The following is a 20,944-nucleotide window of genomic DNA, read 5'->3' on the forward strand; positions in this document are numbered from 1 at the left end:
GCGGCGGCAGCCGGGYGGGGCGCGGCGGCGGGTCGCGGTGCTGCCGGAGCAGCGGGGGCGACCGGAGCAGCCTGAGCGGCCGGGGCGGCCGGCGTCTCGACGGCAGCGGGTGCTGCGGTCTCGACGACCTCGACAGCCTCGACGACCGGGGCGGGAGCCGCGACCGGCGTCTCGACGACGGCCGGAGCCTCGACGGGAGCCTCAGCAGGGGCGGTCTTCTGCGCGGCGGCGGCCGCAGCGGCTGCCGCGTTCGCCTCGCGCTGCGCAGCAGCCTGCGCCGCACGGCGCTGCTCCTGCTTCTGGTCGGCCTTCTTCTTGTTCGGGCCGAGCACCATGATCATGTTGCGGCCGTCCTGCTTCGGCGAGCTCTCGACGAAGCCCAGCTCGCTGACGTCGTCGGCGAGCCGCTGCAGCAGGCGGATGCCCATCTCCGGGCGCGACTGCTCGCGGCCGCGGAACATGATCATGACCTTGACCTTGTCGCCGGCCGTGAGGAACCGCTCGACGTGGCCCTTCTTGGTGCCGTAGTCGTGCGGGTCGATCTTCAGCCGGAAGCGGATCTCCTTGAGGACCGTGTTGGTCTGGTTCCGCCGGGCCTCGCGGGCCTTCATGTCTGCTTCGTACTTGAACTTGCCGTAGTCCATGATCTTGCAGACCGGCGGACGAGCGTCAGGGGCGACCTCGACGAGGTCGAGGTCGGCGTCCTGGGCCAGGCGCAGGGCGTCCTCCACGCGCACGATGCCGACCTGCTCGCCGTTGGGGCCGACCAGGCGGACCTCGGCTACGCGGATCCGATCGTTGATGCGGGGCTCGCTGATGTGGTGCTCCTCAGGTTCGTGGTGGTGGACCGCCAGGAACGAGGAAGGCCCCCGTCCTGGTCACAGGAGGAGGCCTCAGTACATCCGCTACGTGTGCACAGCCGTGGCCATGCTCACGCGACCGGGAGCGGCTTTTGCCGTCCGGTGCGGACTGTGACCCGGTCTCTGTCGTCGGAGCGAGTCGAGATCGCTTCGAGCATTCGAGGCCAAGGTGGGAGAGGACTCCACTTGTGCGCCTGGGCAGCCAACGTTCAGCCGTCCAGGTCAGTCAGCGGTCAAGACTACCAGAGGAGGCCGCTCGGACCGAATCGGGGCCGCACAGCTCGGGACCGTAGCCCGCGTCCGTGGTGAGACGATCTAGGCATGTCGCAGAGCACCGACCCCACCGCCGACGCCACCCGGGACATCGCCGACGTGGCCGCCGTCGAGGTCATCACCACGGCCGCCGTCCACCTCATGAGCGCGGCCGCTGTGAAGTGCGGCCTCGCGGAGGACGGACCGGACGGTGCCGGAGCTGACTACATGGACCTCGACGAGGCCCGCAAGCTCATCACGGCGCTCGCCGCGCTGGTCACCGCGTCGGCCCCGGACATCGGCAACCAGCACGCCCGCTCGCTGCGCGACGGTCTGCGCTCGCTGCAGCTCGCGTTCCGCGAGGCGTCGCCGTTCCCGGACGCCCCCGGCGACGGGCCCGGCGAGAAGTTCACCGGCTCGGTCGTCTGACCGCCGTCCGGGCCACGTCCCGCTCCCGTCGACGGACCGCGCGGGGGCGCAGACCGTGCCGGACCGAGTGCCGACGGGCGTCCGCGGACACGGACCGCGGCAGGCGCGGCGGCTCGGCGGCCCGGACCGGCGCGGCTGCGACGGGTGCCGGCGTCCGGCGACGACCGAGGCGCAGCGCGACCAGCCCGGCCACGGCGATGCCGCCGCCGACGACCGACGCCGTGAGGAACCCGGCACCGGGCGTCGCGCGGTCGATCACGGCCCCGCACAGCGGCGCCCCGAGCGCGTTGCCGACGGTCGACATGGTGCCGCTCCAGCCCATGACCTCGCCGCGGCGCCCCTCGGGCACCAGCCGGACGAGCGTGGCGTTGATCGACGCCAGCGCGGGAGCGCACGGCAGACCCGCGACGACGACCGCGACCGCGAGCCAGAGCTGACCCTGGGCGAACGCGGCGGGGACCGTGGCCAGCGCGAGGACCGCGACGAGCACCAGCGGGGACGGCGTGCGTCGGGCCGTCCCGTGGACCAGGCCGCCGATCACCGAGCCGCCGGCCCACAGCGCGATCATCCAGCCGATGTCCGCAGAGCGGCCGGCGTCGTTGAGGGTGGCGACCAGCGACACGTCGGTGCCGACGAGGACGAACGCCGCGGCGACGCCGGCGAGCAGCACGACGATCAGCGCCGGCGTCAGCAGGCGGCCCGGCGCGACCTCGTCGGAGACCTGCACGGTGACCGCGGACCGCGTGGGCGGGTTGGCCCACATCAGCAGCAGGCCAGCCAGGACGGTCAGGGTCCCGACGACGGTCAGGGCGAACGACGTCGACACCTGGGTCGCCAGGAGCACCCCGACGACCGGCGAGAGCATGAAGGTCAGCTCGACGGCGACCGAGTCGAGGGCGAACGCGGGCCGCTGGTGCTGGATGGGCACCAGGACGGACAGCGACTGCCGCGAGACCGAGAAGACGGGCACGAGGAACAGGCCGCCGAGGAACACCGCAGCGATCAGGGCCTCGTAGGACAGGTGCGGCGCGGCGAACCAGACGGCCGACTCCACGACGACCGACGGTGCGATCGCGCGCCGGAGGCCGAACGTGTCGACCAGCCGGCCACGCCACGGCGCACCGAGCGCCATCCCGATCGTGGCCGAGCCGACGACGACGCCCGCCTGGGCGTACCCGCGACCGAGGCTGGTGACCACGTGCAGGGTGAGGACGACCCCGATCATCGCGGCCGGGATCCGGGCGATGAAGGACACGACGAAGAGACGCGCGACGCCGGGCAGGCGCAGCACAGCTCCGTAGGTCGTGGTGGGCATGTGCTCGATTGTGCGGGGTGCGCAGACCTGCTCTCGCCCTGATTTCGGTACGACCCGGACATCCGGGTCCACCTGTGGCGAAGACCACACGGTCGGGCCTCCTATCCTGAACCGATGGCGCCCGACGACCCCCGACCGAGCGACGAGATGCCGACGCGCCCCGTCCCGGAGGCGCAGCCCGCGCGGGCCGACGAGGTCGGGTACGCGCATGCCGGCTGGTTCTCCGCCGGGCACCCGCTGGCCGCGCCCGTTCCGCCCCCGGCACCCGCCGCCACCACTCCGCCCGCCTCAGGCGAGCCGGTCCCCGATCCTGTGGCGCCCGGGGCGCCCGCCGAGCCGGTCCCCGTGCCCGCGGCCCTCGAGGCTCCGGGCGGCCCGGCCCCGACGGCGCCTCGCCGGCGGCGCGGGGCACGGATCGCGATCGTCGTCTTGTCGGTCGTCCTGGTGCTCGTCCTCGTCGCCTCCGGGCTGCTCCTCGCCCGCATGCTCACGACGACGAGTGCGTGGGAGGACTCGAGCGCCGGGTGGGAGAAGCTGGCGAACGAGAGTGCGACGGAGCTGGCCGCGACGCAGAGCGAGCTCGCGACGACCCAGGCGGAGCTCGACACGACCACCGCGCAGCTCGCCACGGCGCAGACGCGCATCACCGACCTCGCCAACGAGAAGGCGCAGCTGGGCGACACGAGCGCGACGCAGCAGCAGCTCGCCGACTACCAGTCCCGCGTCTCGCAGGCCGCCGGCCAGGTGGCGACGGCGCTGGCCGCCTGCGTCACCGGCCAGCAGAAGCTCATCGGGTACCTCAAGGAGTCCGAGAAGTACGACGCGGCCCAGCTGACGCAGTTCGGGCAGGACGTCCAGACGCTGTGCTCGCAGGCCACCGACGCGAACGCAGCGCTGCAGGCCGAGCTGACCCGATGATGCGCAGGCTCGTCGGCGCCGTCGTGGTGGTCGGCGTGCTCGCCGGGTGCAGCGCGCTGCCCGCGATGCCCGACCCGGTGCCGTCGCGCGTCGAGCCGACGATCGGTCCGGCGCCGGAGCCGACCTCGTCGGGAAACCTCTCCCCCGACGGCTTCGACACCGCCCAGCGCATCGCCGTCCGCATCCGCAACATCGGGTGCGGGGCGCTGTCGACCGGCTCGGGCTTCGCGATCGACGATCACACCGTCATCACCAACAAGCACGTCGTGGCGGACACCTCGACCCTCCAGGTCAGCACGTACGACGGGCGGGACCTGCCCGGGAACGAGGCCGCCACGGCCGGTCTGGCCGATCTCGCGATCGTGCGGACGTCCGACACGCTCCCGGCGGCCCCGGAGCTCGCGGAGTCCGACGCCCAGATCGGCGACGCCGTGACCGTCGTCGGTTATCCCCTGGGGCGGGCGCTGACGGTGACGCCCGGGCACGTCGTCTCACGTCAGACCGATCCGTTGAACGCCACCCTCGGGGAGGTGCTGGTGACGGACGCGCCGGTCGAGCCCGGCAGCTCCGGTTCGGCCGTCCTGGACGCCGACGGGCGTGTCGTCGGCGTGGTCTACGCGAAGGACATGAACGGGCACAGCTTTGTGGTGCCCGTGAGCACTTTGCGGTCCATGCTGGACGACGACACCGCATTCACGCCGCTGACGCCCTGCACCAGCTGACCGACCGGAGGACGACCATGGGCACACCGCGCTTCGACCCCGCGAGCCTGACGAACGCAGCGAACGACTCGATCACGGTGCGGCGCGTGTTCGGGGAGGCCTACGAGCGCGCCGGGACGCTGGTCATCCCCGTCGCGCGCGTCTGGGGTGCCACCGGCTCGGGCGCGGGCGGCGGCGAGATGGCGGTGCCGCACCACGGGGAGACCGGGGCGGCCGAGTCCGAGAAGGGGAATGAGCGCAGTGCGAGCGAGGGGCACGGCGGGGGCGGCGGGTACGCCACGCACGTCAAGGCGGTCGGCGTGTTCGTCGTCGACGACACCGGCACGCACTGGCAGCCGACCCTCGACGTCAACCGCGTGATCCTGGGCGGGCAGCTGGTCGGCGCGTTCGTGGTCTCGGTGATCGCGCTCGCCTGGGCCGTCAAGCGGCGCTAGGGAACGGGCTCAGCGCGCGGAGCGCGGCCGCAGCTCGAGCGAGTCGACGCGCTCGGCGACGAGCTCGACGCTGCCCAGAGCTGCGTTGACGCCGGCGAGGACCGCGTCGAGGCCGGTGCGGTCCAGGCCGGGCACGAGGTCGACCACCACCGCGACCTCCGCGCGCGTCCCGGGCACCGCGTCCACGGCGACGACCCCCCGCACCGGCGCGACCGCGGCGACGATCGCGTCCTTCACGGAGGCGTCGACCCCGTCCGGCCCGACCGCGGGCACCCACGGCTGCTGCTGCGCGAGCGCCCAGACGGCCGGCCGCGGGAGCAGGACGGTCGTCGGGCCGCCGGGGTCGACGACGAGGACCTCCCAGCCCTCGGTCACCGCCGAGAGCGCGGCCCGGGCGACGTCCGACGGCACCGGCCGGGCGTCCGGCCGCCACGCCGTCATCGCCGCGACGGACGTGAACACCGGCAGCGCGGTGCGACCGTCGGGAGCCTGCAGGGCGACGATGCCCGCCGAGGCCTCCTTGTCGACCGTGTGCGCGTGCCCGTCGTGCACGACGACGTCCTCGACCTCCAGCTCGGCCAGCACGGGCACCAGCACACGCGTGCCGTGCAGGGCCCCGACGACGTCGGCCACCGAACCGCTCCCGTCGCTCATCGCGCTCAGCGACGCGGCGACTGCGGGGTCGGCGGTGCCGTCGTCCCCGGCGAACGGCGACGACGGCGGCAGCTCGCGTCCGGCCACGGTCACGGCCTGCCGGCGACGTCCAAGGCCTCGGGAAGCGTGAACGCGCCCGCGTAGAGCGCCTTGCCGACGATCGAGCCCTCCACGCCCAGCGGCACGAGGGTGCGCAGCACGCGGATGTCCTCGAGGCTCGACACGCCACCGGACGCGACCACGGGGGCGTCGGTCTTCGCGCACATCTGCTTCAGGAGCTCGACGTTCGGACCGTTGAGCATGCCGTCCTTGGTCACGTCGGTGACCACGTAGCGCTCGCAGCCGACGTCCTCGAGGCGGGAGAGCACCTCCCAGAGGTCGCCCCCGTCCTTGGTCCAGCCGCGGGCCGCCAGCGTGGTGCCGCGTACGTCGAGCCCGACCGCGATCTTGTCGCCGTACTGCCCGATCATCCGCGCCGTCCACGACGGGTTCTCGAGCGCCGCGGTGCCGAGGTTCATCCGGGTCGCGCCCGTGGAGAGGGCCCACTCGACCGAGGCGTCGTCGCGGATGCCGCCGGACAGCTCGACCTTGACGCCCTTGCCGGCCAGCTCGGTGGTCACCTCGGCCAGCAGGGCCGCGTTCGTCCCGCGCCCGAAGGCGGCGTCGAGGTCGACCAGGTGGATCCACTCCGCGCCGCCGGCGTACCAGTCGAGCGCGGCCGACAACGGGTCGCCGTACCCGGTCTCGGTGCCGGCGGCGCCCTGGGTGAGCCGGACGGCCTGCCCGTCGGCGACGTCGACGGCGGGCAGCAGCTCGAGGCGTTCGGTCATGGGTGCTTCTCCTGGTTCAGCGAGGCGACCCAGCGGGTCAGGACGGTGGCGCCCGCGTCGCCCGAGAGCTCGGGTCGCAGCTGCAGCGCGGTCAGGGGGCCGTTCTCGACCGCGGCGACGAACGGCTCGTCGTGCCGCGCCCACGTGACGACGGGTGCGTTCAGACGGGTGTCGGACGGCCAGGTCTCGAGCAGCGGGAACCGGCGGGCGGCGTAGGCGTGCGCGAAGCGGAAGGCTGCGTCCTCCAGGCCGGCGAACAGGACGGACTCCGGCGGCACCTCGACCGTCGACCAGCCGTCGTGCTCGTGCGGCTCGACGGCGCCGGGCCACTCCTCGAGGCCCTCGACACCCGGCCCGGTGAACATCGCGTGCAGCCCGACGTCGACCGCGAGGACGGCGCGTCCGCCCGCTAGCCGGCGGTCGATCACCTGGTCGGCACCGGCGGCACGGATCCCGGCCATCAGGTCGGCGAGGTCGCCGTCCCCGACGATCACCAGGCCGTCCGCGACGAGCCCGCTGCGCTTGTCCGCGCTCAGGACCGCCGACGCGCCCGCACGCTCCAGCGCGGCGACGAAGCCGGTCGCGTCGCCTGAGCCGTGGTCGAGGACGACGACGGTGGGATTCGGCACCCGGCAAAGTTACCTTCACGTCTGAGGGCGCGCGCACAGCGCCGGTCCGCGAGACGGCTCAGTCGTCGGTTCTCGTGGTCCGACTGAGCCTGCGCTTCGCTACCGCTCCGTCGTCGGTCGGGGCGCCCTTGAGCTCGGCGCTGATCTGGTCCGCGTCGAGGATGGCGAGCGCACCGCTGAGTGCGCCCGAGCTGAACGTGCCGTCCATGCGTGCGTCGAGCAGAACCTCACGCTGCGCCTTGATGACGGCCAGCTGCAGCTCGAGCATCTGGTCGCTCATCGAGCGCGGCTCCTCGGCCGCGAAGTCCGCCGCGCGGCGCTCCGACACCTGTCGCATCCCCCGCAGGAGCTGCTCGTCGTAGGGCGACCCGTCGTGGCGCAGCAGCGTGGGGTCGTCGAGCATCGTCAGGGCCGCGTGCGACATCGCCTGCAGCAGCTCGGCGCGCTCCGGGTCGTTGTCGGGAGGTCCCGACGAGCCCAGGCCGAGGCGGCGGACCACCCACGGCAGCGTCCCGCCCTGCACCAGGAGGCTGCCCGCCGCGACGACGAACGCGATGAGGATGAGCAGCTCGCGCTGCGGCGTGCCCTCCGGCAGCGTCTGCGCGGCCGCGAGCGTCACCGCGCCGCGCATGCCGGCCCAGACGAGCACCACGCCCTCGCGCGCACCCAGGGGCGACGAGACCAGGTAGTCGATGTCCGCGAGCCCGCGCGTCATGCGCCGCGTCCAGTTCTGTCGCCGGCGCTCGGACCGCGGCCCCACCGACTCGTCGGCGGCGAGCGTGTCGTTGACCTGGGCGTAGCGCTCCTTCATGCGGTCGCTGGCGCCCGCCTTCTTGGTGAGCCACCAGACGAGCGGGGAGACGTACAGGCCGCGCACGACCAGCGTCAGGACGATCGCCGCGCACCCCAGCCCGACCGCGGGCCACACCGACGAGCCGCCGTCGCGCACGCCCGCCACGAGCTGTTGCAGCTCGTAGCCCATCAGCAGGAACACGGCCCCCTCGAGCAGCAGCTCGACCGTCCGCCAGTTCGACTCCTCCGCGATCCGGTCCTGCGGGCGCAGGAACCGCGGCGCCCCCTGGCCGGTCACCAGGCCGGCGACGACGGCCGCGACGAGGCCCGAGGCCCCCAGGTGCTCGGCGGGCAGGAACGCGACGAAGGGCGCGACGAACGAGACGGCCGTGTTCGCGGCAGGCTCGGGGATCGAGGCGCGCACCCGCAGGTTGAGGACACCGACGACCACCCCGATCGCCGCCGCGACCAGGACCGCGAAGACGAAGTCGCCGAGCACACCCCACAGCGAGACGGACACGGCCGTCGCCGCGATCGCCGAGCGGAGCAGGACGAGCGCGGAGGCGTCGTTGAGCAGGCTCTCGCCCTCGAGCACAGTGACCAGCCGCGACGAGACACCCAGCCGTCTGGTGATCGAGGTGGCGACGGCGTCGGTGGGGCTCACCACCGCACCGAGGGCGATGCCCGTCGCGAGGCTCAGGTCCAGCGCCCAGGAGAAGAACAGCCCGAGCCCGACGGCGCTGACGACGACGAGCACGACCGAGAGCCCGCCGATCGCGCCGAAGTCGCGCCGGAAGTCCATCCCCGGCATGGAGACCGCCGAGGAGTAGAGCAGCGGCGGCAGGACGCCCGCCAGGATCCACTCCGGCTCGATCGTCAGGTCCGGTGCACCCGGGACGAAGCTGGCGACGACACCGAGCGCGAGGAGGAGCAGCGGCGCGGCGACGCCGACCTTCGGCGCCAGCCGCGTGACCGCGACGATGCCGATGACCGCGACGACGAGGGCCGGTGCGACCTCCATGCCGGCTCCCTACTTCTTGGGCTTACCTGCTCCGGTGATCATGCGCAGCGCCTTCCAGCGCGAGATGCCCTCGGTGGGCACGACGCCGTCCAGCGACCCGACCTCGACCGAGCCGAGCAGCAGGTCCTCCAGCACGGGCGGCGCGTCCGAGAGCACGAGCCCGGGCGGCAGGTTGTCGCCCTGCTGGGCACCACCCATCCACCGGGTCGCCGTGATCTGGCCCTCGCGACGCTCCATGAGCACGATCGGCACCTGGCGCAGCAGCTGCGAGACCGCGGCGGCCGCGGCCCGGGCGGCGGCCGGCGCACGCAGGACGCCGATCGCGCCGACGTCGCTGAGCACGACGTCCGCGTCGACCTTGGCCAGCACGCACGTCGCCGCGAGCGGGGCCGCCTGCGCGACGGGCGTCAGGAGGAGTGCGACCGACGGCTCCTCGGTGGTGCCGTCGAGCAGCGACGACAGGTCGTCGGGAACCTCGAAGTCGTCGGGGAGGTCGGTCACAGCGCGCCCTTCGTCGACGGGATCCCGTCCACCCGCGGGTCCAGCTCGACCGCGAACCGCAGGGCGCGGGCCAGGGCCTTGAACTGCGCCTCGACGATGTGGTGCGGGTCGCGGCCGGCCAGCACGCGGACGTGGATGCTGAACGCGGCGTGGTGCGCGATCGACTCGAGCACGTGCCGCGTCAGCGACCCGGTGAAGTGCCCGCCGATGAGGTGGTACTCCTGCCCGGGCGGCTCGCCGGTGTGCACGAGGTACGGGCGGCCGGAGACGTCGACCACGGCCTGCGCCAGCGCCTCGTCGAGGGGCACCGTGGCGTCGCCGAACCGCGAGATGCCGCGCTTGTCCCCGAGCGCCTGGCGAAGGGCCTGGCCGATCGTGATGGCCACGTCCTCGACCGTGTGGTGCGCGTCGATGTCGGTGTCGCCGGTCGCCCTGACCGTGAGGTCGATGAGCGAGTGCTTGCCGAGCGCGGTGAGCATGTGGTCGTAGAACGGGACCGTCGTCGAGATGTCCGTGCGACCGGTCCCGTCCAGGTCGAGCTCGACGAGCACGCTGGACTCGCTCGTCGCGCGCTCGATGCGCGCGGTGCGAGCAGTCGTCTTGGGGCTCACAACGATGCCACCTCCACCAGGGCGTCCTTGAACGCCTGCGTCTCCTGCGGCGTGCCGACCGACACGCGCAGCCATCCGTCCGGGCCGACCTCACGGATCAGGACGCCACGGTCGAGCAGACCCTGCCAGATTGCGTGCCGGTCGTCGAACACCCCGAACAGCACGAAGTTCGCGTCGGAGTCGGCGACCGTCAGCCCGCGGTCCCGCAGCCAGGTCACGAGGGCGTCGCGCTCGTCGCGCAGCGACCCGACCTGGGCCATCAGCTCGGGTGCGTGACGCAGCGCCGCGCGGGCGGTCGCCTGCGTCACGGCCGACAGGTGGTACGGCAGCCGCACCACCGTGAGCGCGTCGACGAACGCGGTCGACGCCGCGAGGTAGCCGACGCGTGCGCCGGCCAGGCCGAACGCCTTGGACATGGTGCGGCTCACGGCCAGGTGCGGGTGGTCGGCGAGCAGCTCGAGCGCCGACGGGGTGCCGGTCCGGCGGAACTCGCCGTAGGCCTCGTCGACGACGACCACGCAGCCGCCCGGCACGCGCGCCGCGGCGTCCAGCACGGCCAGGACGGTGCGCGCCGGCAAGGCGGTGCCCGTGGGGTTGTTCGGGCTGGCCAGCAGGATCACCGACGGGGCGTGCTGCGCGATCGCGGCGACGGCGACGTCCGGGTCGAGCCCGAAGTCCTCCTCGCGGCGGCCGGCCACCCAGGTGGTCGACGTGTCGCGGGCGTACTCGGGGTACATCGAGTACGTCGGCGCGAACGACAGCGCGGTCCGACCGGGTCCGCCGAACGCCTGCAGGATGTGCAGCATGACCTCGTTGGACCCGTTGGCTGCCCAGACCTGCTCCGGGGCGACCGAGACGCCGGACTCGACGAGCAGGTAGTCCGCGAGCTCGGTTCGCAGCGCGACGAAGTCGCGGTCGGGGTACCGGTTCAGCCCGGTCGCGGCCTCGGCGACGGCGGCCGCGATGTCGGCGACGACCTGCTCCGAGGGGCCGTACGGGTTCTCGTTGACGTTGAGCACCACCGGCACGTCGAGGTGCGGAGCGCCGTACGGCGAGATCCCCTCGAGCTCGGGGCGCAGCGGGAGCGCCGCGGGTGCGGGACGGGCTTGTGCAGTCACGTGCCGAGTCTAGGGAACGTGCCGGTCCCGCTCCGCGGCGGTCCAGGACGCGAGCCGTTCGAGACCCTCGTCGAGTCTCACCACCGGCTCCCAGTCCAGCGCCTCCCGGGTGCGTCGCTGGTCGAACCAGTGCGCGGTCGAGAGCTGTTCGGCGACGAACCGGGTCAGGGGTGGCTCGCCGGGCAGGGGCAGCCTCGCCCACGCGGCGTCGAGCAGACCGCCGGCGGCGCGCGCGACGACCGCCGGCACGTGCCGGTGCGGCACCGGCACGCCGGAGGCCGTGCAGATGCCCGCGAGCAGCTCGACCACCGGACGCGGCTCGCCGTTGGTCACCACGTACGCCTCGCCGCACGCCTCCGCCGGCGCGGCCAGCGCGGCGACGAGCGCGTCGACCGCGTTGTCGATGTACGTCGTGTCGATGAGCGCGGCCCCGGCGCCGAGCACCGGGAGTCGCCCGGAGCGGGCACGGTCGACGATCCGGCCGACGAGCTGGGTGTCCCCCGGCCCCCAGACGACGTGCGGCCGCACGACGATCACGCGCATCCCGTGCGCGTCGTCGGCGGCGAGCGCCAGCAGCTCCGCGGCTGCCTTGGTGCGTGCGTAGCTCCCGCGCGCGTGCTCGGGGTCCGCCGGTCCGGCGCCGGCACCGGCCAGGGAGGTCCCGAGGTGCGCGACCGACGGCGAGGAGACGTGCACGAACCGGGCGACGCCGGCGTCCCTCGCCGCCCGCAGCAACCGTCGGGTGCCGCCGACGTTCACGTCCTCGTACTCGGCGAGCGGGCCGGTGATCGAGACCTTCGCCGCGAGGTGGATCACCGCCTCGCGGTCGCGCACCGCCTCCGCCACGGCGTCGTCGTCGGTGACCGAGCCCCGCACGTCCGTCGCCACACCGGACGCGCCGCGCTGCAGGGTGCGGACGTCGTGCCCGTCGGCGACGAGCCGCGCCGCGACACCGCGCCCGAGCATGCCGCTCGCGCCGGTGACCAGCACCCGGGTCACAGGCTCGCCCGTTCCCCCGCCAGCACCTTCGCCGCCCAGCCGGCGACGCGGGTCCGGTCGACCTTCGAGTTGTGCCGGACGTCCGTGGGCAGGCGTGGCGCGACCAGGACGGCCGCGACGTCGGTCGGCTCCAGGGCCTCGCGGACGCTCGCGGCCAGCACGGGATCCGCGACGAGGGCCGACGGGGACCCGGTCTCGACGACGACGACCACCTGCTCCGTCCCGCGGGGTCCGACGCCGACGACCGCCGCCGCGCGCACCCCCTCGACCGTCTGCGCCCGGTGCTCCAGACCGACCGGCGTGACCACGCCGGACGCCGTGACGACCACGTGGGCCAGCCGGCCCTCGATCCAGAGCCGCCCGTCCGCGTCGAGATGCCCCACGTCGCCGGTCCGGTGCCAACCCGCGTCGCGCGCGGAGGCCTCCTGCGTGAGCCAGAGGCCGTCGTAGCGCTCCTTGACGTGCGGTGCCGAGACGAGGACCTCGCCCGTGACGCCCGGATCGGTCCCGGGGGCGCCGAGAGCCTCGCCGTCCGGCCCGAGGGCGCTGGTCGCAATCCGTGCGCCGTGGACGGGGCGGCCGACGCAGACGCCGTCGCCGGTGCCCGCAATGCGCAGCTCGTCCAGGGAGACGTCGCTGACCAGCAGCGACTCGGTCATCCCGTACGGCGTGTGCGCGTCGGCGTTCGGCATGACCGCGACGGCAGACTCCAGCAGCTCCGGCGGCACGGGCGCTCCCGCCGACAGGAAGAGCCGCACGCCCGCGAGAGCCGCGCGATCGTGCGTCGCGAGCCCGTCCGCGGTGCGGACCACGTTGCGGAGCGCGGCCGGCGACGCGAAGACGACCGAGCCGTCGATCGCCCGCACGGCCTCGGCGAGCGCGGACGCGGTGAGCGAGCCGGGCGAGGTCACGTCCATGTCGGGGCTCACGCTGGTGGCACCGAGCGCGGGTCCGAGGAGCACGAACGGCGCGAACGCCGCGACCAGCGGGCTGTCGGGGCCGATGCCGTACGTGCCGCCCACCGCGTCGCGCATCGCGGCGAGCCGGCGGTGCGTGTAGGCGACGCCCTTGGCCGGCCCGGTCGAGCCCGAGGTGAACAGGATCGCCGCGTCCTCGTCGGGAGCGGGCCAGGGCAGCTCCTCCTCCCAGGACCGGCCGAGCGCGGCGACCTCGTCGAGCGACGCGGCGACGCCGAGCGCTCGACGCACGCCGGGACGCAGCGGGCCCGCGCTGATCAGCGTCGGCGCCCAGCGCAGCCAGCGGGCCGCGACCAGCGCACGCTCGATGCCGATCACGACCGTCGGCTCGGCCGCGCGCACCGCACGCGTGAGCCCCTGCACGCCGAGGCCCGCGTCCGCGACGACCACCACGGCCCCCAGGCGCAGGCACGCGTAGAGGATCGAGGTGAGGTCCACGCCCGGCGGGACGAGCAGCGCGACGCGGTCCCCCGGCTTGACCTCGTAGGCGGCCAGGCCGCGCGCCAGCTCGTCGGTCCGGGCCGCCAGGGCCCGCCAGCTGGCGCGACGCGCGTGCGCGCCGAGCTCCACAATCGCCGTGCCGTCGTCGTCCGACCGCTCGTCGAGCGCCGCCCCGAGGGGCCGGTAGGGCGTGTCCGCCGCGGTGGGTTCCGGTCCGGGTGAGCCACCGAGGCCCAGCCCGCGCGCGTCCAGCCAGCGCAGGACTCCCCCGGCGACGTCGCGGTCCTCGACCACGAGGTGTCCGGCACCCTCGAACCGGTGCACGTCTGCGTGCGGCAGACGCTCGCGCAGGTCGCGCAGGTACCGCGCGGTGAACACGGGGTCGCGCGGACCCCACAGCAGCAGCGCGGGGACGTCGAGCCCCGCGACGCCCTCGGCGATCTGCTCGAGCTCCGGCCGGCTCGGGTGCTCCGCCGTGGCCGGGATGTCCGCGACGAACCCGCCGATCCCCTCGCGCCGGTCGGCCGACCGGTACGGCGCGCGAAAGGCGTCGGCGACCTCGGGGTCGAGACGCGGGTGCGCGATCGCGAGCGTGGTCTCGAGGAACGCCGACGTCGTCACCGTGCCGAGCGGCCGCACGGCCGGGGCCATCGCGAGGCGCAGCACGGGCGGGACGCGCTCGTCGACGGGCTGGAACACCGCCGTGTTGGTGAGCACCACGCCCGCGAGCAGGTCGGGGTGGTCGATAGCCCAGCCGAGGCTGACCAGCCCGCCCCAGTCGTGCCCGACGGTCACCACGGGACCGGTCAGCCCGAGGGCGTCGGTCAGCGCGCCGAGCTCCGCGACGCGGTCGGCGAGCCGGTGGGTGTCCCCGGTCCGCTCGGAGAAGCCCATCTCCAGCTGGTCGACCGCGATCACGCGCCACGGGCGCTCCGCGCGGGCACCCGCGGCGACCAGACGCCGCCACAGGTACGACCACGTCGGGTTGCCGTGCACGCACAGGAGCGTCCCGACGGGCTCGTCGGTGAGCGTCGCCGCGTTGTCGAGCAGGTGCCAGCTCCGGTGCGGGGTGCCGGGCACGTCGACGACGCGCGACCAGCGTGGGTCGATGCCGCCCTCGTCGAGCAGTGCCCGTGGGGGCGAGGACGCGACCGTCGGGATGGGCCGGACCGTCACCAGACGATCTCGGCCATGGCCGTGTGCAGACCGGACCCGACGCCCATGCACAGCACGCGGTCGCCGGAGCGCAGCGAGTCTGCCTGCTCCGCGAGAGTCATCGGCAGCGCGGCGGGTCCGACGTTGCCCCAGCGCGGGAACGTCGTCGGCACCTTCTCGGGGTCGAGGTTGATCGCCTCGATGATCGAGCGGGTGTGCACGGACGACACCTGGTGGGTGACCACCCGGTCGACCCCGGACCAGTCCCAGTCGTCCTGCGCCTCGTTCCAGGCGTCGACGACGAGCTCCAGGCCGCCGGCCAGCAGCCCGCCCGGGTCGGTCTTCATCCCGTCGACCCCGCCGACGCACAGCTCGTGGTGCTGGGTGGCCGAGCGCGCGACCCCGCCGATGAGCCGGTGCGCACCGGGGTGCAGGTGGGCCGGGCCGAGGACCGCGGCGGCCGCGCCGGCGCCGAGCGTCAGGGTCGCGAACTCCTCGAGGAACTGCTCGCGCGTGCTGTCCGGGCTGGACAGGCGCTCGATCGTCGCCTCCTGGGTGGGGCGCGGGTCCTCGCCGTTGACGATCACGGCGTACTGCACCTGACCGGAGTCGATGAGCTGCGCGGCGAGTGTCATGCCGTTGACGAAGCCCAGGCACGCGTTCGTCAGGTCGAAGCCGAGCGCGCTGGACGGCAGGCCCAGCCCCGAGTGGATCCGGGAGGCGACCGAGGGCTCGAGGAACGTCCGGGTGACCGACGTGTTGATCAGCAGACCCACGTCCCCGGCATCGATGCCGGCCTCGGCGAGCGCCTTGGCGCCCGCGGCGGTCGCGGCGTCGTCGAACGTCATCTTGTCGTCCCACCAGCGACGCTCGTGCACGCCCGCGACCCGGGACAGCAGCCCCTTGGGCAGGTGCAGGCGCTTGAGCGTCGACGCGAGACGCTCGTCGAACACCGTGGACGGCACCACGACCGGTGCCTCGATGCCGACGACGGCCAGGAGCGCGACGTCACGGTGGCGGAACGTCGCGTTGCCCGTCACAGGCGGTCCTCGTTTCGGCAGGGGAAGGTGTTTAGGGCACGGTCGGGAGTGCGCTCGGCGCACGACGCGGTCATCAGAATCGGGCTCGCACCGCCTCGCCGTGCGCGGGCAGACCCTCGGCGTCCGCCAGGGCCACGATGCGGTCGGCGACCTCGGCGAGGGCGTCCGCGTCGTACTCGATCACCTGCACGGCGCGCAGGAACGAGTGCACGCCCAGCCCGCTCGTGAAGTGGGCGCAGCCGCCGGTGGGCAGCACGTGGTTGGAGCCCGCCATGTAGTCCCCGAGGGAGACGGGAGACCAGGGGCCGACGAAGATCGCGCCGGCGCTGGTCACGCGCTCGGCCAGCTCCGCGGCGCCGACCGTCTGGATCTCGAGGTGCTCGGCGCCGTAGGCGTTGACCACCTCGAGACCCTGCTCCAGGTCGTCGACGAGCACGATCGCGGACTGCTTGCCGCTCAGCGCGGTCATCACCCGGCCGCGGTGCTCGGTCGCGTCGACACGGTCGACCAGCTTGGCCTCGACCGAACCGGCCAGCTCGACGGACGGGGTGATCAGGACGGCCGCGGCCAGAGGGTCGTGCTCCGCCTGGGAGACCAGGTCGGCGGCGACGTGCGTCGCGTCCGCGGTGCCGTCGGCGAGGATCGCGATCTCCGTGGGGCCCGCCTCGGCGTCGATCCCGACGACCCCACGCACCAGCCGCTTCGCCGCCGCCACGTACACGTTGCCCGGACCCGTGATCACGTCGACCGGCTCGCACAGGATCGCGCCGTCGACGTCGTCGGACCCGTCCGCGCCGTACGCGAACATCGCGACCGCCTGCGCGCCGCCCACGGCGTAGACCTCGTCGACCCCGAGCAGGGCGCACGTCGCCAGCACCACCGCGTCCGGCAGGCCGCCGTCGTTCTTCTGCGGCGGCGACGCCACGGCGAGCGAGCCGACGCCCGCCTCCTGCGCCGCGACGACGTTCATCACGACGGACGACGGGTAGACCGCGAGACCGCCGGGCACGTACAGACCGACCCGGCGGACCGGGACCCAGCGCTGGCGGACCTGCGCACCGGGCACCACCTCGACCGTGAAGTTCGCCGGGCGCTGCGCCGCGTGCACGAGCCGGACGCGGCGGATCGTCTCGTCGAGCGCCGCCCGGACGTCGGGGTCGAGCGCGCCGACCGAGGCGGCGATCACGTCGGCGGGGACCCGCAGGTGCACCGGACGGACGCCGTCGAACCGCTCGGCGAGGTCACGCAGCTCCGCCGCGCCACGCTTGCGCACGTCGGCCAGGATGGGTGCGACGACCTCCGCGGCGTGCTCGACGTCGACCTCTGCACGGGGGAGCTCGTCGAGGAGCTCGCGGCGCGAGAGAGTGCGACCGCGCAGGTCGATGCGGGTGATCACGAGCCGAGTCTAAGACCGTCCCGGATCAGGGGCCTGACCACGCTCAACGTGCGGGCGTGCGCTGCGCCACACTGGTGCCATGACCAGCGTCCCCATCTCCGACGACTCCATCCGGCTCGGGCAGTTCCTCAAGCTCGCGGACCTCGCCGACTCCGGCGCCCACGCGCGTGCCCTGCTCGAGGACGGCGCCGTGACCGTGAACGGCGAGGACGAGACCCGACGCGGTCGCCAGCTCGTCAAAGGTGACGTCGTCGAGGTCGACCTGCCGGCCGGGTACAAGGAGGCGACCGTCGCCTAGCGACCGGTCAGGACGCCAGGCAGCTCGGGCCCAGCAGCGCCTTGAGGTCGCCGAACAGGGACGGTGAGCGCTGCACCCGCAGCCCGTGGTCGAGGCGCATGACGGTCGCCCGTCCCGGGCTGGTGAGCCGCAGGTGGACCTCGGTGACGCCCGGGTGCGTCGCGAGCACCTCGCGCAGCCGTTCGACGACGGGCGGCGTGCAGCGGGCCACCGACATCGAGACGACGACCGGCGCGTCGGCGGCCTGGCTCACGTCGGGCAGCGAGACCTCCATGGCCTGCAGCTGCATCGTCTCGTCGCGACGGCGCACCCGGCCCCGGATCACGACGACCGCGTCCTCGGCCAGCGCGGTGGAGTACGCCAGGTAGGTCTCGCCGAAGAACATGATCTCGACCGAGCCCTCCATGTCCTCGATCGTGACCGCGGCCCACGGGTTGCCCTGCTTGGACATCTTGCGCTGCAGCGACGTGATCAGGCCGGCCACCACGACGGTCGACCCGTCGGGCCGCGCCTCGTCGGCCAGCAGCGTGGCGATCGAGACGTCCGCCGCCGCCGCGAGCACGTGCTCCAGGCCGGACAGCGGGTGGTCCGACACGTACAGCCCGAGCATCTCGCGCTCGAACGCGAGCCGCTGCTTCTTGTCCCAGTCCGGCAGGTCCGGCACGACGACCGCGAAGCCCTGCGTGGCGTCGTCGCCGCCCATCAGGTCCGCGAAGAGGTCGAACTGGCCCTCGGCCTCCTTGCGCTTGACCCCGATGACCGAGTCGACGGCCTGCTCGTGGACCAGCAGGAGCGCGCGGCGCGGGTGGCCGAGCGAGTCGAACGCGCCGGCCTTGATGAGCGACTCGATCGTCCGCTTGTTGCAGACGACGGCCGGCACCTTGTCCAGGAAGTCGGTGAAGGACGTGAACTCGCCCTTCTCCTCGCGCGTCCGCACGATCGCGTCGACCACGTTGGCCCCGACGTTGCGGACCGCCGTCAGGCCGAAGCGGATGTCCTTGCCGACGGCCGTGAAGTTGGCGGACGACGAGTTCACGTCGGGCGGCAGGACGACGATCCCCATGTGCCGCGCCTCGCCGAGGTACAGCGCGGACTTGTCCTTGTCGTCGCGCACGCTGGTGAGCAGCGCGGCCATGTACTCCGTCGAGTAGTTCGCCTTCAGGTAGGCGGTCCAGTACGAGATGACCCCGTACGCCGCCGAGTGCGCCTTGTTGAAGGCGTAGTCGGAGAACGGCAGCAGGATGTCCCAGAGGGTCTGCACGGCCCCCATCGAGAAGCCGCGCTCGACCATGCCCGCCGAGAAGCCCTCGAACTGCTTGTCCAGCTCGGACTTCTTCTTCTTGCCCATGGCGCGGCGCAGGATGTCGGCCTGACCGAGCGAGTACCCGGCGACGCGCTGGGCGATCGCCATGACCTGCTCCTGGTAGACGATCAGGCCGTACGTCGTGCCCAGGATCTCCGCGAGCGGCTCCTCGAGCTCCGGGTGGATCGGGGTGACCGGCTGCGCGCCCGTCTTGCGCAGCGCGTAGTTGGTGTGCGAGTTGGCACCCATCGGACCGGGTCGGTAGAGCGCGCCGACGGCCGAGATGTCCTCGAAGTTGTCGGGGCGCATGAGCCGCAGCAGCGAGCGCATGCCGCCGCCGTCGAGCTGGAACACGCCCAGGGTGTCGCCGCGGCCGAGCAGCTCGTACGTGGCGCGGTCGTCGAGCGCCAGGTCCTCCAGGACCACGGGCTCCTTGCCGTTCATGACGATGTTCTCGAGCGCGTCGTCCAGGATCGTCAGGTTCCGCAGCCCGAGGAAGTCCATCTTGATCAGGCCGAGGCCTTCGGACGTCGGGTAGTCGAACTGCGTGATGACCGCGCCGTCCTGCGGGCGCCGCATGATCGGGATGATGTCGATGAGCGGGTCGCTCGACATGATCACGCCGGCCGCGTGCACGCCCCACTGGCGCTTCAGGCCCTCGATGCCCTTGGCCAGCTCGACGACGCGCTGCGCCTCCGGGTCCGCGGCGTGGACCTGGCGGAACTCCTCGGCCTCGTTGTAACGCTTGTCCGTCGGGTCGAAGATGCCCGTGAGCGAGATGTCCTTGCCCATGATCGCGGGCGGCATCGCCTTGGTGAGCTTCTCCCCCATCGCGAACGGCATCCCGAGGAGCCGCGCCGAGTCCTTGAGGGCCTGCTTGGCCTTGATGGTGCCGTAGGTGACGATCTGCGCGACGCGGTCCTCGCCGTACTTGTCGGTCACGTAGCGGATGACCTCGCCGCGACGACGCTCGTCGAAGTCGACGTCGAAGTCGGGCATCGAGACGCGGTCGGGGTTGAGGAACCGCTCGAAGATCAGGCCGTGCTGCAGCGGGTCCAGGTCGGTGATCCGCATGGCGTACGCGGCCATCGAGCCGGCGCCCGAACCACGGCCCGGCCCGACCCGGATCCCGTTGTTCTTGGCCCAGTTGATGAAGTCGGCGACCACGAGGAAGTACCCCGGGAAGCCCATGTTCGTGATGACCTCGGTCTCGAACTCGGCCTGCTTGCGCACGTCGTCGGGAATCCCGTCCGGGTAGCGCACGTGCAGGCCGGTCTCGACCTCCTTGATGAACCAGCTGGTCTCGTCCTCGCCGGCCGGGACCGGGTAGTTCGGCATGTAGTTGGCCGACGTGTTGAACGTGACCTCGCACTGCTCCGCGACGAGCAGGGTGTTGTCGCACGCCTCGGGGTGCTCGGCCCAGATCCTGCGCATCTCCGCGGCCGACTTCACGTAGAAGCCGTCGCCGTCGAACTTGAACCGGTCGGGATCGGCGAGCGTCGAGCCCGAGTTGATGGCCAGCAGCGCGTCCTGCGACGCGCGGTCCTCCTGCTTCACGTAGTGCAGGTCGTTGGTGGCCAGCAGCGGCGCGCCGATGGTCTCCGAGAGGCGCAGCAGGTCCTTGAGCACCCGGGTCTCGATGTCGATCCCGTGGTCCATCAGCTCGACGTAGAAGTACTCCTTGCCGAAGATGTCCTGCAGCTCGCCGGCCACGCGGACGGCCTCGTCCCACTGGCCCAGGCGCAGGCGCGTCTGGATCTCGCCCGACGGGCAGCCGCTGGTGGCGATCAGGCCCTTGCCGTACCGCTCCAGCAGGTCGCGGTCGATGCGCGGCCACTTGCCCATCTGGCCCTCGAGCGACGCGAGCGACGACGCGCGCATGAGGTTGTGCAGACCTTCGTTGTTCCGCGCCAGCAGCGTCATGTGCGTGTATGCGCCGCGGGCCGAGACGTCGTCCTGCTCCTGGCCCTGCTGCCCGAACCGCACCCGCGTCTGGTCGAACCGGCTGGTGCCCGGCGTGACGTAGGCCTCGACGCCGATGATCGGCTTGATCCCCGCGGCCGTGGCCTTGGCCCAGAAGTCGAACGCGCCGAACAGGTAGCCGTGGTCGGTGGTCGCGATGGCCGTCTGACCGAGCCGCTCGACCTCCGCGAACAGGTCGCCCAGGCGGGCCGCGCCGTCGAGCATCGAGTACTCGGTGTGCACGTGGAGGTGGACGAAGTCGGAGCCTCCAGCAGATGCCATGCGGG

The 20,944-nt window shown here is 73.1% G+C and carries 19 protein-coding genes; 5 read left to right on the forward strand and 14 right to left on the reverse strand.

Annotated elements, in window-relative coordinates:
- On the reverse strand, positions 1-854 hold an 854-nt coding region (infC, locus tag AC1DZC_RS17225; RefSeq protein ID WP_477044201.1), incomplete at its 3' end, for a translation initiation factor IF-3.
- Between the two features lie 327 nt (positions 855-1,181).
- Here infC and AC1DZC_RS17230 point away from each other — a divergent pair.
- The gene (locus AC1DZC_RS17230; protein ID WP_477041153.1) at positions 1,182-1,541 is read left to right on the forward strand and encodes a DUF1844 domain-containing protein; all 360 of its coding nucleotides are present in this window, start codon (positions 1,182-1,184) and stop codon (positions 1,539-1,541) included.
- Here the strand turns inward: AC1DZC_RS17230 and AC1DZC_RS17235 are convergent.
- On the reverse strand, positions 1,522-2,856 hold the full coding sequence (locus AC1DZC_RS17235) for an MFS transporter (RefSeq protein ID WP_477044126.1): 1,335 nt from the start codon (positions 2,854-2,856) through the stop codon (positions 1,522-1,524). The two genes, AC1DZC_RS17230 and AC1DZC_RS17235, sit on opposite strands and share 20 nt — an antisense overlap.
- A 114-nt stretch (positions 2,857-2,970) precedes the next feature.
- Here AC1DZC_RS17235 and AC1DZC_RS17240 point away from each other — a divergent pair, with 114 nt between their 5' ends.
- The 3 genes from AC1DZC_RS17240 to AC1DZC_RS17250 are packed head-to-tail and all read left to right on the forward strand — an operon-like array spanning position 2,971 to position 4,930.
- Positions 2,971-3,774, forward strand: a complete 804-nt coding sequence (locus tag AC1DZC_RS17240) for a hypothetical protein (RefSeq protein WP_477044127.1) — start codon at positions 2,971-2,973, stop codon at positions 3,772-3,774.
- The gene (locus AC1DZC_RS17245) at positions 3,771-4,496 is read left to right on the forward strand and encodes a S1C family serine protease (protein WP_477044128.1); all 726 of its coding nucleotides are present in this window, start codon (positions 3,771-3,773) and stop codon (positions 4,494-4,496) included. Before AC1DZC_RS17240 ends, AC1DZC_RS17245 begins: the two co-directional genes overlap by 4 nt.
- Positions 4,497-4,513: 17 nt before the next feature.
- Positions 4,514-4,930, forward strand: coding sequence for a hypothetical protein (locus tag AC1DZC_RS17250; RefSeq protein ID WP_477044129.1), 417 nt, complete (start codon positions 4,514-4,516; stop codon positions 4,928-4,930).
- 9 nt (positions 4,931-4,939) lie between these two features.
- Here AC1DZC_RS17250 and AC1DZC_RS17255 read toward each other — a convergent pair whose 3' ends face one another.
- The 11 genes from AC1DZC_RS17255 to hisD form a co-directional block, all read right to left on the reverse strand.
- The gene (locus AC1DZC_RS17255; RefSeq protein ID WP_477044130.1) at positions 4,940-5,671 is read right to left on the reverse strand and encodes an SseB family protein; all 732 of its coding nucleotides are present in this window, start codon (positions 5,669-5,671) and stop codon (positions 4,940-4,942) included.
- Between the two features lie 2 nt (positions 5,672-5,673).
- Positions 5,674-6,414 carry a bifunctional 1-(5-phosphoribosyl)-5-((5-phosphoribosylamino)methylideneamino)imidazole-4-carboxamide isomerase/phosphoribosylanthranilate isomerase PriA gene (gene priA / locus AC1DZC_RS17260; protein WP_477040812.1) on the reverse strand — a complete coding sequence of 247 codons (741 nt, stop codon included), beginning with the start codon at positions 6,412-6,414 and terminating at the stop codon, positions 5,674-5,676.
- Positions 6,411-7,043, reverse strand: a complete 633-nt coding sequence (locus AC1DZC_RS17265; protein ID WP_477044131.1) for a type 1 glutamine amidotransferase family protein — start codon at positions 7,041-7,043, stop codon at positions 6,411-6,413. Before AC1DZC_RS17265 ends, priA begins: the two co-directional genes overlap by 4 nt.
- A 58-nt stretch (positions 7,044-7,101) precedes the next feature.
- Complete coding sequence (locus AC1DZC_RS17270; RefSeq protein WP_477044132.1) at positions 7,102-8,856, reverse strand: cation:proton antiporter; 1,755 nt, start codon at positions 8,854-8,856, stop codon at positions 7,102-7,104.
- A 9-nt stretch (positions 8,857-8,865) separates the two neighbouring features.
- Positions 8,866-9,357: a hypothetical protein gene (locus AC1DZC_RS17275; RefSeq protein WP_477040809.1), complete on the reverse strand. Its 492-nt coding sequence runs from the start codon at positions 9,355-9,357 to the stop codon at positions 8,866-8,868.
- Entirely contained in the window at positions 9,354-9,968 is a 615-nt protein-coding gene (gene hisB / locus AC1DZC_RS17280; protein WP_477040808.1) for an imidazoleglycerol-phosphate dehydratase HisB, read from the reverse strand. The genes AC1DZC_RS17275 and hisB overlap by 4 nt, the downstream gene beginning before the upstream one ends.
- Positions 9,965-11,086, reverse strand: a complete 1,122-nt coding sequence (locus AC1DZC_RS17285) for a histidinol-phosphate transaminase (protein ID WP_477044133.1) — start codon at positions 11,084-11,086, stop codon at positions 9,965-9,967. The genes hisB and AC1DZC_RS17285 overlap by 4 nt, the downstream gene beginning before the upstream one ends.
- A gap of 9 nt (positions 11,087-11,095) precedes the next feature.
- On the reverse strand, positions 11,096-12,085 hold the full coding sequence (locus tag AC1DZC_RS17290; protein ID WP_477044134.1) for an NAD-dependent epimerase/dehydratase family protein: 990 nt from the start codon (positions 12,083-12,085) through the stop codon (positions 11,096-11,098).
- On the reverse strand, positions 12,082-14,679 hold the full coding sequence (locus AC1DZC_RS17295) for an alpha/beta fold hydrolase (protein ID WP_477044135.1): 2,598 nt from the start codon (positions 14,677-14,679) through the stop codon (positions 12,082-12,084). Before AC1DZC_RS17295 ends, AC1DZC_RS17290 begins: the two co-directional genes overlap by 4 nt.
- On the reverse strand, positions 14,676-15,698 hold the full coding sequence (locus AC1DZC_RS17300) for a 3-oxoacyl-ACP synthase III (protein WP_477040804.1): 1,023 nt from the start codon (positions 15,696-15,698) through the stop codon (positions 14,676-14,678). The genes AC1DZC_RS17295 and AC1DZC_RS17300 overlap by 4 nt, the downstream gene beginning before the upstream one ends.
- A 73-nt stretch (positions 15,699-15,771) precedes the next feature.
- Positions 15,772-17,094: a histidinol dehydrogenase gene (gene hisD, locus AC1DZC_RS17305; RefSeq protein WP_477044136.1), complete on the reverse strand. Its 1,323-nt coding sequence runs from the start codon at positions 17,092-17,094 to the stop codon at positions 15,772-15,774.
- A gap of 79 nt (positions 17,095-17,173) precedes the next feature.
- Here hisD and AC1DZC_RS17310 point away from each other — a divergent pair, with 79 nt between their 5' ends.
- Entirely contained in the window at positions 17,174-17,392 is a 219-nt protein-coding gene (locus tag AC1DZC_RS17310; protein WP_034622432.1) for an RNA-binding S4 domain-containing protein, read from the forward strand.
- A 7-nt stretch (positions 17,393-17,399) separates the two neighbouring features.
- On the opposite strand, the gene dnaE is transcribed toward AC1DZC_RS17310, so the two are convergent.
- Complete coding sequence (gene dnaE / locus AC1DZC_RS17315; RefSeq protein WP_477040802.1) at positions 17,400-20,939, reverse strand: DNA polymerase III subunit alpha; 3,540 nt, start codon at positions 20,937-20,939, stop codon at positions 17,400-17,402.
- Positions 20,940-20,944 lie beyond the last annotated feature (5 nt).

It is taken from the genome of Cellulomonas sp. P2_B4, from assembly GCF_056404795.1.

What these genes read in the sequence shown, in the direction of transcription:
- AC1DZC_RS17230 (WP_477041153.1), top strand. Translation starts at nt 1,182, where the DNA reads ATGTCGCAGAGCACCGACCCCACCGCCGACGCCACCCGGGACATCGCC.
- AC1DZC_RS17235 (WP_477044126.1), bottom strand. Translation starts at nt 2,856, where the DNA reads ATGCCCACCACGACCTACGGAGCTGTGCTGCGCCTGCCCGGCGTCGCG.
- AC1DZC_RS17240 (WP_477044127.1), top strand. Translation starts at nt 2,971, where the DNA reads ATGGCGCCCGACGACCCCCGACCGAGCGACGAGATGCCGACGCGCCCC.
- AC1DZC_RS17245 (WP_477044128.1), top strand. Translation starts at nt 3,771, where the DNA reads ATGATGCGCAGGCTCGTCGGCGCCGTCGTGGTGGTCGGCGTGCTCGCC.
- AC1DZC_RS17250 (WP_477044129.1), top strand. Translation starts at nt 4,514, where the DNA reads ATGGGCACACCGCGCTTCGACCCCGCGAGCCTGACGAACGCAGCGAAC.
- priA (WP_477040812.1), bottom strand. Translation starts at nt 6,414, where the DNA reads ATGACCGAACGCCTCGAGCTGCTGCCCGCCGTCGACGTCGCCGACGGG.
- AC1DZC_RS17270 (WP_477044132.1), bottom strand. Translation starts at nt 8,856, where the DNA reads ATGGAGGTCGCACCGGCCCTCGTCGTCGCGGTCATCGGCATCGTCGCG.
- AC1DZC_RS17310 (WP_034622432.1), top strand. Translation starts at nt 17,174, where the DNA reads ATGACCAGCGTCCCCATCTCCGACGACTCCATCCGGCTCGGGCAGTTC.
- dnaE (WP_477040802.1), bottom strand. Translation starts at nt 20,939, where the DNA reads ATGGCATCTGCTGGAGGCTCCGACTTCGTCCACCTCCACGTGCACACC.